The 12,532-nt window shown below is 71.6% G+C and carries 10 protein-coding genes; 8 read left to right on the forward strand and 2 right to left on the reverse strand.

Annotated elements, in window-relative coordinates:
* The first annotated feature begins 55 nt into the window (after window positions 1–55).
* The 7 genes from yicI to nrdF all read left to right on the forward strand — a co-directional run bounded on the left by yicI (window position 56) and on the right by nrdF (window position 10,118).
* Window positions 56–2,362: an alpha-xylosidase gene (gene yicI, locus ACFQ8Y_RS20590; protein ID WP_430586589.1), complete on the forward strand. Its 2,307-nt coding sequence runs from the start codon at window positions 56–58 to the stop codon at window positions 2,360–2,362.
* Window positions 2,363–2,487: 125 nt separating this feature from the next.
* Window positions 2,488–3,966, forward strand: coding sequence for a GH1 family beta-glucosidase (locus ACFQ8Y_RS20595; protein WP_430586590.1), 1,479 nt, complete (start codon window positions 2,488–2,490; stop codon window positions 3,964–3,966).
* A 100-nt stretch (window positions 3,967–4,066) separates the two neighbouring features.
* The gene (locus ACFQ8Y_RS20600) at window positions 4,067–5,518 is read left to right on the forward strand and encodes a serine hydrolase domain-containing protein (RefSeq protein WP_430586591.1); all 1,452 of its coding nucleotides are present in this window, start codon (window positions 4,067–4,069) and stop codon (window positions 5,516–5,518) included.
* A 576-nt stretch (window positions 5,519–6,094) separates the two neighbouring features.
* Window positions 6,095–6,337 (forward strand): glutaredoxin-like protein NrdH, encoded by a 243-nt coding sequence (gene nrdH / locus ACFQ8Y_RS20605; RefSeq protein ID WP_416345666.1) that lies wholly within the window; start codon window positions 6,095–6,097, stop codon window positions 6,335–6,337.
* Window positions 6,338–6,500: 163 nt separating this feature from the next.
* Complete coding sequence (nrdI, locus tag ACFQ8Y_RS20610; RefSeq protein ID WP_430586592.1) at window positions 6,501–6,932, forward strand: class Ib ribonucleoside-diphosphate reductase assembly flavoprotein NrdI; 432 nt, start codon at window positions 6,501–6,503, stop codon at window positions 6,930–6,932.
* Between the two features lie 38 nt (window positions 6,933–6,970).
* On the forward strand, window positions 6,971–9,097 hold the full coding sequence (gene nrdE / locus ACFQ8Y_RS20615) for a class 1b ribonucleoside-diphosphate reductase subunit alpha (RefSeq protein WP_430586594.1): 2,127 nt from the start codon (window positions 6,971–6,973) through the stop codon (window positions 9,095–9,097).
* 40 nt (window positions 9,098–9,137) lie between these two features.
* Window positions 9,138–10,118 carry a class 1b ribonucleoside-diphosphate reductase subunit beta gene (gene nrdF / locus ACFQ8Y_RS20620; RefSeq protein ID WP_430552453.1) on the forward strand — a complete coding sequence of 327 codons (981 nt, stop codon included), beginning with the start codon at window positions 9,138–9,140 and terminating at the stop codon, window positions 10,116–10,118.
* A gap of 78 nt (window positions 10,119–10,196) precedes the next feature.
* On the opposite strand, the gene ACFQ8Y_RS20625 is transcribed toward nrdF, so the two are convergent.
* A complete protein-coding gene (locus ACFQ8Y_RS20625; protein ID WP_430552022.1) occupies window positions 10,197–10,757 on the reverse strand; it encodes a TetR/AcrR family transcriptional regulator in 561 nt (186 codons plus the stop codon).
* 67 nt (window positions 10,758–10,824) lie between these two features.
* On the opposite strand from ACFQ8Y_RS20625, the gene ACFQ8Y_RS20630 reads away from it, so the two are divergent.
* Window positions 10,825–11,766, forward strand: a complete 942-nt coding sequence (locus ACFQ8Y_RS20630) for an alpha/beta fold hydrolase (RefSeq protein ID WP_430586593.1) — start codon at window positions 10,825–10,827, stop codon at window positions 11,764–11,766.
* Between the two features lie 14 nt (window positions 11,767–11,780).
* On the opposite strand, the gene ACFQ8Y_RS20635 is transcribed toward ACFQ8Y_RS20630, so the two are convergent.
* Entirely contained in the window at window positions 11,781–12,323 is a 543-nt protein-coding gene (locus ACFQ8Y_RS20635; RefSeq protein WP_430552024.1) for a phosphoribosyltransferase, read from the reverse strand.
* Window positions 12,324–12,532 lie beyond the last annotated feature (209 nt).

The following is a 12,532-nucleotide window of genomic DNA, read 5'->3' on the forward strand; positions in this document are numbered from 1 at the left end:
GTGCTCCCGGGCGCTCCGCCATCATCGACACGACAGCTCGGAGTAGGTGCACCTGATGAAGTTCACCGACGGCTACTGGCAGACCCGCCGCGGCATCGCACCGTTGTACGCGGTGGAGGTCGACGACGTCCGCGTCGACGAGGCCGCGGGCACGATGACCGTCTACGCCCCGACGGCGCCGGTCCGGCGACGCGGCGACACCCTCAACCGGCCGATGCTCACGGTCACGTACTCCTCGCCCGCGCCGGGCGTCGTGCGGGTGCGCGTGGAGCACTTCGCGGGGGCCGCGCGCCGCGGGCCGGAGTTCGCCGTCCACGGCGAGCCGGGCTTCCTCCCGGTCGTGAAGGTCGACGAGACGGAGGGCGTGCTGGAGACCGGCGGGCTCTCGGTCCGGGTGCACCGGGGCGGCGGCTGGCACGTGGACGTCGAGCACGACGGCAAGGTGCTCACCTCCAGCCTGCCGAAGTCCGTGGGAGCGATGAGCGCGACGACGGGCCCGCTCGAGGGCGGCGCCTGGGTGCACGAGCAGCTGACGCTCGAGCCCGGCGAGCACGTGTACGGCCTCGGCGAGCGGTTCGGGCCGTTCGTCAAGAACGGGCAGTCCGTCGACGTCTGGAACGAGGACGGCGGCACGTCCAGCGAGCAGGCGTACAAGAACGTGCCGCTCTACCTGACCAGCAAGGGGTACGGGGTCTTCGTCGCGCACCCCGAGCGGGTGTCGCTCGAGGTCGCCTCCGAGGTGAACACCCGCGTCCAGTTCTCGGTCGAGGGCCAGTCGCTCGAGTACTACGTCATCGCCGGCCCCGCACCGAAGGACGTGCTGCGCCGCTACACCGCGCTCACGGGGCGCCCGGCGCGCGTGCCCGCCTGGTCGTACGGGACCTGGTTGTCGACGTCGTTCACGACGGACTACGACGAGGCCACGGTGACGAGCTTCGTGGACGGCATGGCCGAGCGCGGGCTGCCGCTGAGCGTCTTCCACTTCGACTGCTTCTGGATGCGCGAGTACCAGTGGTGCGACTTCGAGTGGGACCCGCGCGTCTTCCCCGACCCGGAGGGCATGCTCGCCCGCCTGCACGACCGGGGGCTGAAGGTCAGCCTCTGGATCAACCCGTACATCGGGCAGCGCTCGCCCCTGTTCGAGGAGGGCCGCGCCCAGGGCTACCTCCTGCGCACCACCGACGGCGGGGTGTGGCAGTGGGACCTGTGGCAGGCGGGCATGGCGCTGGTCGACTTCACCAACCCCGAGGCCGCGGACTGGTACCTCGGCCACCTGGAGCGCCTGCTCGACCAGGGCGTGGACGCGTTCAAGACCGACTTCGGGGAGCGGGTGCCCACCGAGGACGTGGTGTGGCACGACGGCTCGGACCCCCGCAAGATGCACAACTACTACGCCGAGCTGTACAACGAGCTGGTCTTCCGGATGCTCGAGCGACGCCGGGGTCGCGGCGACGCCGTCGTCTTCGCGCGGTCGGCCACGGCCGGCGGACAGCAGTTCCCGGTGCACTGGGGCGGCGACTGCGACTCGACCTACGCGTCGATGGGGGAGTCCCTGCGGGGCGGGCTGTCGCTCGCGCTGTCGGGCTTCGGCTACTGGAGCCACGACATCGGCGGCTTCGAGGGCACGCCCGACGCCGGGGTGTTCAAGCGCTGGCTCGCGTTCGGGCTGCTGTCGAGCCACTCGCGCCTCCACGGCTCGTCGTCGTACCGCGTGCCGTGGGCCTTCGACGAGGAGGCGGTCGACGTCGCGCGCCGGTTCACGCACCTGAAGATGTCGCTCATGCCCTACCTCGCGCAGGCGGGGGAGGAGGCGCACGCCGCGGGCACGCCGATCATGCGGCCGATGGTGCTGGAGTTTCCCGGCGACCGGGCCACCTTCGGCGTCGACATGCAGTACATGCTGGGCGGCTCGCTGCTCGTGGCGCCGGTCTTCCAGGCCGACGGCACGGTCGAGTACTACGTGCCCGAGGGCACGTGGACCCGCCTGCTGGACGGCGCGGAGACCGCGCACGCGCAGACCGTGACCGGGCCGCGCTGGGTCACCGAGACCCACGACTTCGACTCCCTGCCGGTGCTCGTGCGCCCCTGCACGGTGCTGCCGGTCGGGACGCGCACCGACCGGCCCGACTACGCGTGGGCCGACGGCGTCGAGCTGCGCTGCTTCGGTCTCACCGACGGGCACGACGCCGTCACCGTCGTGCCCACGGGAGGGCCGGACGGCGAGGCGGCGCGCTTCCGCGTCCGGCGCACCGGCGACGAGGTCGTCGTCACGTCCGACGACGCCCCCGGCGCCTGGACCGTCCGGGTGGGGGAGCGCACGGCAGCCGCCGCCGGACCGGGCACGGTCAGCCTGCGCCTCTGACGGCGACCCGCGCGCCCGCGCGCTGCCGGTGGCTACACTGCCGGGACAGGGTGGGAGCGCTTCCACACGACCGCCGCACCGACCACCACGACGCCCCGTGACTCCGAGCACCGAGGAACGAACCCATGACCAGCACGACCACCACGCCCGCCACCCAGCCCGACGTCACCGCGACCGTCGCCCGCACGTTCCCCGCCGACTTCCTCTGGGGCACCGCGACCGCGGCCTACCAGATCGAGGGCGCCGCCGCCGAGGGCGGACGGGGGCCGTCCATCTGGGACACGTACTCCCGCACGCCCGGTCGCACCCGTGACGGCGACACCGGCGACGTCGCGTGCGACCACTACCACCGCTGGGCCGAGGACGTGGACCACCTCGACCGCCTCGGCGTCGGCGCCTACCGCCTGTCGATCTCCTGGTCGCGCGTGCAGCCCGGCGGGAGCGGCCCCCTCAACCCGGAGGGCGTCGCGTTCTACCGCGACCTGCTCGACGCGCTGCGCGAGCGCGGCATCCGGCCCTTCGTCACGCTCTACCACTGGGACCTGCCGCAGGAGCTCGAGGACGCCGGCGGCTGGGCGGACCGGGCGACGTCGGACGCGTTCGCGCAGTACGCCCGGCACATGGCCGTCGAGCTCGGCGACCGCGTCGAGGCGTGGACCACCCTCAACGAGCCCTGGTGCTCCGCCTACCTCGGCTACGGCTCCGGCGTCCACGCGCCCGGCCGCACCGAGCCCGCCGCGGCGCTCGCGGCCGTCCACCACCTCAACCTGGCGCACGGTCTCGCGGCGCAGGCGATCCGCGACGTGCTGCCGGGCGCCCAGGTGTCGATCACGCTGAACCTGCACGCGATCCGCCCGGCGGACGCGGCGTCCGAGGGCGACGCCGACGCCGTCCGGAAGATCGACGCGCTCGCCAACCGGGCGTTCCTCGGCCCGATCCTCGACGGCGCGTACCCCGACGACCTGCTGGCCGACACCGCGCACGTGTCCGACTGGTCGTTCGTCCGCGACGGCGACCTCGAGCAGATCCGCCAGCCGCTCGACGTCCTCGGCGTGAACTACTACTCCACGGTCACCGTGCGGCGGTTCAGCGGGGACGGGGAGCGGTCGGAGAACGACGGCCACGGCGCGTCGAGCCACAGCCCGTGGATCGGCGTCACCGACGTCGAGTTCGCCGAGCAGCCCGGCCCGTACACGGCGATGGGCTGGAACATCGAGCCGTCGGGCCTCACGGAGCTGCTGCTGCGGCTGCACCGCACCTACCCGGGCCTGCCGCTCGCGGTCACCGAGAACGGGGCCGCCTTCGACGACGAGCTCGTCGTCGACGACGGCGAGCGCCGCGTGCACGACGACCGCCGCGTGGCCTACCTGCACGACCACGTCGAGGCCGTCGGCGCCGCCCGCGACGCGGGCGCGGACGTGCGCGGGTACTTCGCCTGGTCGCTCATGGACAACTTCGAGTGGGGCTACGGCTACTCCAAGCGCTTCGGCATCCTGCACGTCGACTACCCGACGGGCGAGCGCACCTGGAAGGACTCCGCCCACTGGTACCGCCGGCTCGTCACGTCCGGCGAGGTGCCGCCGGTCACCGCCGCCACCCCCTGACGCCGACCGGGCAGTGCCGAACAGGCGGTTGACACCGGTATCGCGCCCTCGAGCCCGCGATCACGGTGTCAACCGCCTGTTCGGCGCTACCGTGCGGGGCATGACCACCGCGCGTCCCGTCCCGCCACCCGCCTCGCTCCCGCCCGACGACGCCGCGTCCGCCGGCGTCCGGTTCGACGACGCGCTCCGTGCGCGCTGCGGGGAGCGCCGGGTGCCGGCGCTGTCCGCCGCGGTGGGGCGCGCCGGCGCGGTCGCGTGGACCGGCACCGCCGGGTGGGCGCCGTCCGGCCCGGGCACGGCGTTCCGGATCGGGTCGATCACCAAGCCCATGACGGCCGTGGCCGTGCTGCGGCTGGCGGTCGCGGGGCGGCTCGGCCTGAACGACCCGGTGGGGCGGTACCTCGCGGACGCCCCCGCCCCGGACGCCACGGTCGCCCAGCTGCTCACGCACACCGCGGGCCTGGCGGCCGAGCCCCCGGGGCCGTGGTGGGAGCGGCACGGCGCGGGGTCGTGGGCCGAGCTCGTCGCGTCCGGCGTCGAGCGGCTGTGGGAGCCGGGGGAACGGCACCACTACTCCAACGTGGGCTACGCCGTGCTGGGCCGCCTGGTGGAGGAGGCGCACGGCCGGTCGTGGGACGCCGTCCTGCGCGACGAGGTCTGGGCGCCGCTGGGCATGACGGGCACGGGCCGGACGCCGCCGGGCGAGGCCGCGGTGGGGTACGCGGTGCACCCCGACGCCGACACCGTCCTCGTCGAGCCGGTGGCCGCCTACGGCGCGATGGGGCCGGCGGGGGAGGTGTGGTCCACGCCGGCGGACCTCGTGCGGTTCGGGTCGTGGCTGGTGGGCGCCGGCGACGACGGCGGAGCGGGTGACGACGTGCTGCCGCTCGCGTGGCGCCGTCGGATGGCGACGCCCCGGGCGGTGGTCGACGACGACGTGCCGTTCACGGCCGCGTGGGGGCTGGGCGTCTCCGTGCACCACGGGCCCGGCGAGGGCGGGCGGAACGCCCGCCGCACCGTGGGGCACGGGGGCTCCGTGCCCGGCTTCACCGCGACGCTGCGGGCCGACCCCGCGACGGGGGACGTCGTCGCCGTCTGCGGCAGCTCGACCGCCGGGTTCGGCGACGCGTCCTTCCTGCTCGACCTCCTGGGCGTGCCGGGCCCGGCCCCCGAGCCCGCCGTCGTGGGCGGCGCCGGTGGCACCGCCCCGGACGCCCTCGCGCTGGCCGGGACCTGGTACTGGGGCCCGATGCCGTACACGGTGTCCGTGCGCGCCGACGGCTGCCTGGACCTGGGTTCGCCGGACGGGCGGAGCACGGTGTTCGACCGGACGCCCGAGGGCTGGGTCGGCGTCGCGGGCGGCTACTGGCGCGGCGAGCGGCTGCGGCCCGTCGCGACCGGCACGCCCGCGGAGGCCCTCGACGTCGGCACCTTCCACCTCACGCGCGTGCCCTACGACCCTGCGACGGCGGTGCCGGGCGGCGTCGACCCCGCGGGCTGGCGCGCCGTGCCCGTGTCGCCGTCCGCCGCCGAGCGCGACGCAGGGAGCTGACCGGTCCGCGCGGTGTGCGACACACCACCGCGAGCGACACGCCGATGACATCGACGAGTTTCCGAGCAGTTCGGTGCCAGGAATGTCCGATCTGCCGGGCCGCTTCCCGACCGGAGCCCGGGACCCGGCCCGGCTCCGGTCCCGATGGACGACGACCCGTCGTCGCACACACGCTGTGGACGCCCGTCGCCCACCGCCTGTGGACATCCCGACGCGATCCGCACGGTGCTGCGGAAGGACGCCCCGAGACGGTGTTGACGGAGCCTCGCCCACCCTGTGGACGAGGAGTGTCGGACCCCCGTGGGAGGCTGTTCGTGAGCGCGTGCGGCGAGGGGTGTTCGACGAATGACAGCGGTGTCAACCACAAGATGTCGGTCCCGCGCGCGCCCTGACCACTAGGTGTAGTGTTTGGAGCACGCGGGGCGCACAGCCCTTCGAACAAAGCACACCGGCGTAGTTCCACGGGCGTCATCCCTGGTCCGGGCCCTTTCGAGGCCCGTCGAGGGGACCGGCTCGCAGGGTCGCGACACCGGTCGGACGAAGCCCCCGGTGGGGAGCGCAGAGAGGGAGAGACACATGAGCATCACGGTCTACAGCAAGCCGGCCTGCGTGCAGTGCGACGCGACCTACCGCGCCCTCGACCGCAAGGGCGTCGAGTACTCCGTGGTCGACATCACGCAGGACGCCGAGGCGCTCGAGATGGTCCGCGGTCTCGGCTACCTGCAGGCCCCCGTCGTCGTCGCCGGCGACACCCACTGGTCGGGCTTCCGCCCGGACCAGATCGCCGCGGTCGCCGCGCAGCAGGCCGTCTCGGCCTGACGCCGACCGCGACACAGACTCGACAACAGGCGGGGCCCGCAGGCTGCGGCTCCGCACCCCACGAACGGCCGGCGCCCCGGGCTTCGAACCCGACCCGGGGCGCCGTGCGTCTTCGGCGACGCAGCACGTCGGTCTGGTAGCAGCATCCGGGGGGAGGCTGAGCATGAGTTCTCTCGTCTACTTCTCCAGCGTGTCGGAGAACACCCACCGGTTCGTCCAGCGCCTCGGGCTGGAGGAGCTCGGCATGTCCGTGCACCGGATCCCGGTGCACAAGACGGACGGGTCCCTCACGGTGACCGAGCCCTACGTGCTCATGGTCCCGACATACGGCGGGGGCAACGAGGGCGGCGCCGTGCCTCGGCGCGTGCGCGAGTTCCTCAACGACCCGCACAACCGGTCGCTCGTCCGCGGCGTCATCGCCGCGGGGAACACCAACTTCGGCGCTGCGTACTGCATCGCCGGCGACATCATCTCCGCGAAGTGCCAGGTGCCCTACCTGTACGCCTTCGAACTCCTGGGGACGGCTGAGGACGCCCGGCGCGTCCGTGACGGATTGGGACGATTTTGGCAACGACAGTCACTGATCTCGGCGTGAGCTCGACGACGGACCCGGAGCTCGCGGGGGCCACCCCCGTGCCGCTGCAGGGCGTGCAGCTCGACTACCACGCGCTGAACGCGATGCTGAACCTGTACGGACCGGACGGCAAGATCCAGTTCGACAAGGACCGCGAGGCCACCACGGCCTACTTCGAGCAGCACGTGGTGCCGAACACCATCCAGTTCGAGACGCTCGACGCGAAGCTCGACTACCTCCTCGAGAACAAGTACTACGACCCTGCGGTCCTCGAGAAGTACTCGCGCACCTTCGTCAAGGAGCTGTTCCGGCTCGCGTACTCGAAGGACTTCCAGTTCGAGTCGTTCCTCGGCGCGTTCAAGTACTACACGTCGTACACGCTGAAGACGTTCGACGGGAAGAAGTACCTCGAGCGCTTCGAGGACCGCGTCTCGATGGTCGCCCTCGGCCTGGCCGACGGCGACGAGCAGGTCGCGCGGGACGTCGTCGAGGAGGTCGTCTCCGGGCGGTTCCAGCCCGCGACGCCGACCTTCCTCAACGTGGGCAAGGCGCAGCGCGGCGAGCCCGTCTCCTGCTTCCTGCTGCGCATCGAGGACAACATGGAGTCCATCGCGCGCGGCATCAACTCCGCCCTGCAGCTGTCGAAGCGCGGCGGCGGCGTGGCCCTGCTGCTGAGCAACGTCCGCGAGCACGGCGCGCCGATCAAGCACATCCAGAACCAGTCGTCCGGCGTCATCCCCGTGATGAAGCTGCTCGAGGACTCGTTCTCGTACGCCAACCAGCTCGGCGCGCGCCAGGGTGCGGGCGCCGTGTACCTGCACGCGCACCACCCGGACATCATGCGGTTCCTCGACACCAAGCGGGAGAACGCGGACGAGAAGATCCGCATCAAGACCCTCTCGCTGGGCGTCGTCATCCCCGACGTGACGTTCGAGCTCGCGAAGACGAACGCGGACATGCACCTGTTCAGCCCGTACGACGTCGAGCGCGTCTACGGCAAGCCGTTCGCCGACGTCTCCATCTCGGAGAAGTACGACGAGCTCGTCGCCGACGACCGCATCACGAAGACGACGATCAAGGCCCGCGACTTCTTCCAGACCATCGCGGAGCTGCAGTTCGAGTCCGGGTACCCGTACGTGATGTTCGAGGACACGGTGAACAAGGCGAACCCGATCAAGGGCCGCATCACGCACTCGAACCTGTGCTCGGAGATCCTGCAGGTCTCGACGCCGTCGACGTTCCACGAGGACCTGTCCTACGACCACGTCGGCCGGGACATCTCCTGCAACCTCGGCTCGCTGAACATCGCCAAGACGATGGACTCGCCGGACTTCGCCAAGACGATCGACACCGCGATCCGCGCGCTCACCGCCGTCTCCGACCAGACGAGCATCGAGTCGGTCCCGTCGATCCGCCGCGCCAACGACCTCGGGCACGCCATCGGCCTCGGCCAGATGAACCTGCACGGGTACCTCGCGCGCGAGCGGATCTACTACGGGTCCGCCGAGGGCGTGGACTTCACGAACCTCTACTTCTACACGGTCGCGTACCACGCGATCGCGGCGTCCAACCGGCTCGCGATCGAGCGCGGCAAGGCGTTCGGCGGGTTCGAGGACTCGAAGTACGCCACGGGCGAGTACTTCGACAAGTACACCGACGGCGAGTGGAAGCCGGCGACCGAGCGCGTCGCGCAGCTCTTCGCGGAGGCCGGTGTCGCCATCCCGACGCAGGACGACTGGCGTGCGCTCAAGGCGTCGGTCGTGGAGCACGGCATCTACAACCAGAACCTCCAGGCCGTGCCGCCCACCGGGTCGATCAGCTACATCAACAACTCGACGTCGTCGATCCACCCGGTGCCCGCCAAGATCGAGATCCGCAAGGAGGGCAAGCTCGGTCGCGTGTACTACCCGGCGCCGTACATGACGAACGACAACCTGGACTACTACCAGGACGCGTACGAGATCGGCTACGAGAAGATCATCGACACGTACGCCGCCGCGACGCAGCACGTGGACCAGGGCCTGTCGCTGACGCTGTTCTTCCCCGACACGGTGACGACGCGCGACGTCAACCGCGCCCAGATCTACGCCTGGCGCAAGGGGATCAAGACGCTGTACTACATCCGTCTCCGCCAGATGGCCCTCGAGGGCACGGAGATCGAGGGCTGCGTCAGCTGCATGCTGTGATCGCGTCGGGCAACTACGGAATGTGTGGAGAAGAGAAGACATGGCGCCCACGGGGAAGCTCAAGCTCATCGATCGCGTGACCGCGATCAACTGGAACCGTCTGCAGGACGAGAAGGATCTCGAGGTCTGGGACCGCCTGGTCGGCAACTTCTGGCTGCCGGAGAAGGTGCCGGTGTCGAACGACATCCAGTCGTGGCACACGCTCACCGACGCCGAGCGGCTGATGACGACCCGCGTGTTCACCGGCCTCACGCTGCTGGACACCATCCAGGGCACGGTCGGTGCTGTGTCGTTGATCCCCGACGCGCTGACCCCGCACGAGGAGGCGGTGTACACCAACATCGCGTTCATGGAGTCGGTGCACGCCAAGAGCTACTCGTCGATCTTCTCGACGCTGATCTCGACGCGGGAGATCGACGAGGCGTTCGCCTGGTCGGAGCAGAACCCGCACCTGCAGCGCAAGGCCGAGATCGTGCTCGACTACTACCGCGGCGACGACCCGCTGAAGCGCAAGGTCGCCTCGACGATGCTCGAGTCGTTCCTGTTCTACTCCGGCTTCTACGCGCCGATGTACTGGTCGAGCCGCGCCAAGCTGACGAACACGGCCGACCTCATCCGCCTCATCATCCGTGACGAGGCGGTGCACGGGTACTACATCGGCTACAAGTACCAGAAGGGCCTGGCGCAGGTCAGCCAGACCGAGCAGGACGAGCTCAAGGCGTACACGTTCGAGCTTCTCTTCGAGCTGTACGAGAACGAGGTCGAGTACACCGACGCCCTGTACGGCGAGCTCGGCCTCACCGAGGACGTCAAGGCGTTCCTGCGGTACAACGCCAACAAGGCCCTGATGAACCTGGGCTACGAGGCGCTGTTCCCCAAGGAGGACACGGCCGTGAACCCGGCCATCCTCGCGGCCCTGTCGCCGAACGCCGACGAGAACCACGACTTCTTCTCCGGGTCGGGCTCGTCGTACGTCATCGGCAAGGCCGTGGCCACCGAGGACGACGACTGGGACTTCTGACCCCTGCCGAGGTAGCACGAGATCTGCCGAGGTAGCACGAGAGGGTGGACCGCACGTGATGCGGTCCGCCCTCTCGTGCTACCTCGGCGAGTCCAGGGCGGCGTCGACGACGAGCGTCAGGGGCGGGCGGGGGTCGGTCGGGTCGTGGCGGGCGATCGCGTGGAGCAGCAGGCCCTCGTAGGCGCCGGAGACGGCGATCATCGCCGCGCGCGCGTCGGCGGCCCCGAGGCGGCCCACCATCCGCTCGCCCCAGTCGAGGAGCGCCTCGCGGCCGCGGTCGACGCGCCCGCGGAGGTCGGGGTCGTGGCTCGCCTCCAGGAAGAGGACGAGGCGGGCGGTCGTGGCGGCGCGGTCGGGGCCGGTCGCCTGGGCGAAGCCGGCGCACAGCATGTCGACGAAGTCGGCCGCAGACCGGGGTTCCGGTGCGGCGGACAGGCCCGCCAGGTCGCGGGCGGCGAGCTCGTCGGAGACGCCCGCCAGCAGCGCGGCGCGGGTGCGGAAGTAGTTCGACGTCGAACCGCGGGGAAGCCCGGCGCGCTCGTCGACGCGTCCGTGGGTGAGGGCGCGGAGCCCCTCGGTGCCGAGCAGGTCCACCGCCGCGTCGAGCGCGCGGCGTCGGGGCGGGATGCTGGTGGTCACCACGGCACCCTAACCGCGGTACTACAGATCTAGTGACATGGCACTATGAACGTAGTACCGTCGAGGGATGGACGAGAACGTGGTGGGCGAGGGGCGGGCCGCCTCGGCGCGGCCCGAGACGTCGGCCGAGGTGCCGATGCCCGAGCTCGCCGGCGTCACCCACCGGTGGGTCGACGTCGACGGGCTCGCGATGCACGTCGTCGAGCAGGGGACCGGGGACCCGGTGCTGCTGCTCCACGGGTTCCCGGAGCACTGGTGGGAGTGGCGCGGCGTCATCGGACCGCTCGCCGACGACCACCGGGTCGTGTGCCCCGACCTGCGCGGGTTCGGCTGGACCGACGCGCCGCCGGACGGCTACACGCGCGACCGGCTCCTGGCCGACGTCGTCGGCCTGCTCGACGCGCTCGCCGTCGACCGGACGCACGTCGTCGCGCACGACTGGGGCGCGCTGGTCGGCTTCCACCTGTGCCTCGAGCGGCCCGACCGCGCCGTCTCGTTGCTGAGCATGGGCGTGCCCCACCTGTGGCTGCGGTTCGACCCGCGACTGCTGCTCATGATGCGGCACACCTGGTTCCAGGTGGTCATCGCCTCGCGACTGACCGGACCACGCGCCCTGTCGCGGGGCCGGCAGCGGCTGCCGCGCCACCTGCTCCAGGAGTACGGCAGCGACGCGCCCGTGATGACGGAGGCCGACGTCGAGGCATACCTCGCGCCCTTGCGGCAGCCCGCGGGCGCGCGCGCCGGCTCGGCGCTCTGTCGAGACTTCGTGCGTCGCGAGCTGTGGGCGGTGCTGCGCGGCGCCTACCGCGACCAGCACCTGGCCGCGCCGACCGTGGCGCTGCTCGGCGAGAACGACATCCTCAGCGACCCCGCGCTGCTCGGCGGGTACGAGGAGCACGCCGACGACCTCACCGTCGACGTGCTCCCCGGGGTCTCGCACTTCATGGTCGACGAGCGTCCGGACCTCGTCGTCGACCGCGCGCGGGAGCTGTTCGCCCGCGCGGCGTGACGGTGCTCAGGTGCTCAGACGTCGGCCGAGTGCGCGCCGGTGACGGGCGGGTCGGCCGACCACGGGAACGTGATCCACAGGTCGGTGTCCCGCCAGGAGTAGTCCGGCCGGATGATCGTGCGGGGCTTGGTGTAGAGCACCACGGACCGGGCGTCGGCGCCCTGCTTCGCGAGCATGTCCATGACGAGCGCGAGGGTGCGGCCGGAGTCGGCGACGTCGTCCACGACGAGCACCTTGGACCCGGGCAGCTCGGACGTGTCCATGAGCGGCGGGAGCACGCGCGGGTCGTCGAGGGTCTTGCCGATGTCGGTGTAGAACTCGACGTTCATCGTGCCCACGCCCTTGGTGCCCAGGGCGTACGCCATCGCGCCGCCGGGCACCAGGCCGCCGCGCGCGACGGCGATCACGACGTCGGGCAGGAAGCCGCTGTCGACGACCTGCTGGGCGAGCTCGCGGATCGCGACGGGCAGCAGGGTCCAGGTGAGGACCTCGCGCTCGGGGGCGACGTCGGCGTCGGCGGGCACGGTCGCTTCGGCGGGGGTGGGCTCTGCGCTCATGGCACCCGAGACTACGCGCGACGGCGGGCCCCCGTGACGGGGGGCCCGCCGTCGTGGTGGGGCCGACCTGCGGCCGACCTGCAGCCGACCTGCGGCCGACCTGCACGGCCGTGGGGGGGGGGGGGGGGCAGGAAGAACCACCGCCGGGGGGGGACGCGGGGGGCGGGGGGTCACCAACAAAAAACAACGCGGGCGCGCGGGGCGGGTGG

The organism is Isoptericola sp. NPDC056605, from assembly GCF_042792795.1.
In the GTDB taxonomy this organism is placed as follows: Bacteria; Actinomycetota; Actinomycetes; order Actinomycetales; family Cellulomonadaceae; genus Isoptericola.

Coding starts and splice junctions, on each gene's coding strand:
- yicI (WP_430586589.1), top strand. CDS start 56: ATGAAGTTCACCGACGGCTACTGGCAGACCCGCCGCGGCATCGCACCG.
- ACFQ8Y_RS20595 (WP_430586590.1), top strand. CDS start 2,488: ATGACCAGCACGACCACCACGCCCGCCACCCAGCCCGACGTCACCGCG.
- ACFQ8Y_RS20600 (WP_430586591.1), top strand. CDS start 4,067: ATGACCACCGCGCGTCCCGTCCCGCCACCCGCCTCGCTCCCGCCCGAC.
- nrdH (WP_416345666.1), top strand. CDS start 6,095: ATGAGCATCACGGTCTACAGCAAGCCGGCCTGCGTGCAGTGCGACGCG.
- nrdI (WP_430586592.1), top strand. CDS start 6,501: ATGAGTTCTCTCGTCTACTTCTCCAGCGTGTCGGAGAACACCCACCGG.
- nrdF (WP_430552453.1), top strand. CDS start 9,138: ATGGCGCCCACGGGGAAGCTCAAGCTCATCGATCGCGTGACCGCGATC.
- ACFQ8Y_RS20630 (WP_430586593.1), top strand. CDS start 10,825: ATGGACGAGAACGTGGTGGGCGAGGGGCGGGCCGCCTCGGCGCGGCCC.
- ACFQ8Y_RS20635 (WP_430552024.1), bottom strand. CDS start 12,323: ATGAGCGCAGAGCCCACCCCCGCCGAAGCGACCGTGCCCGCCGACGCC.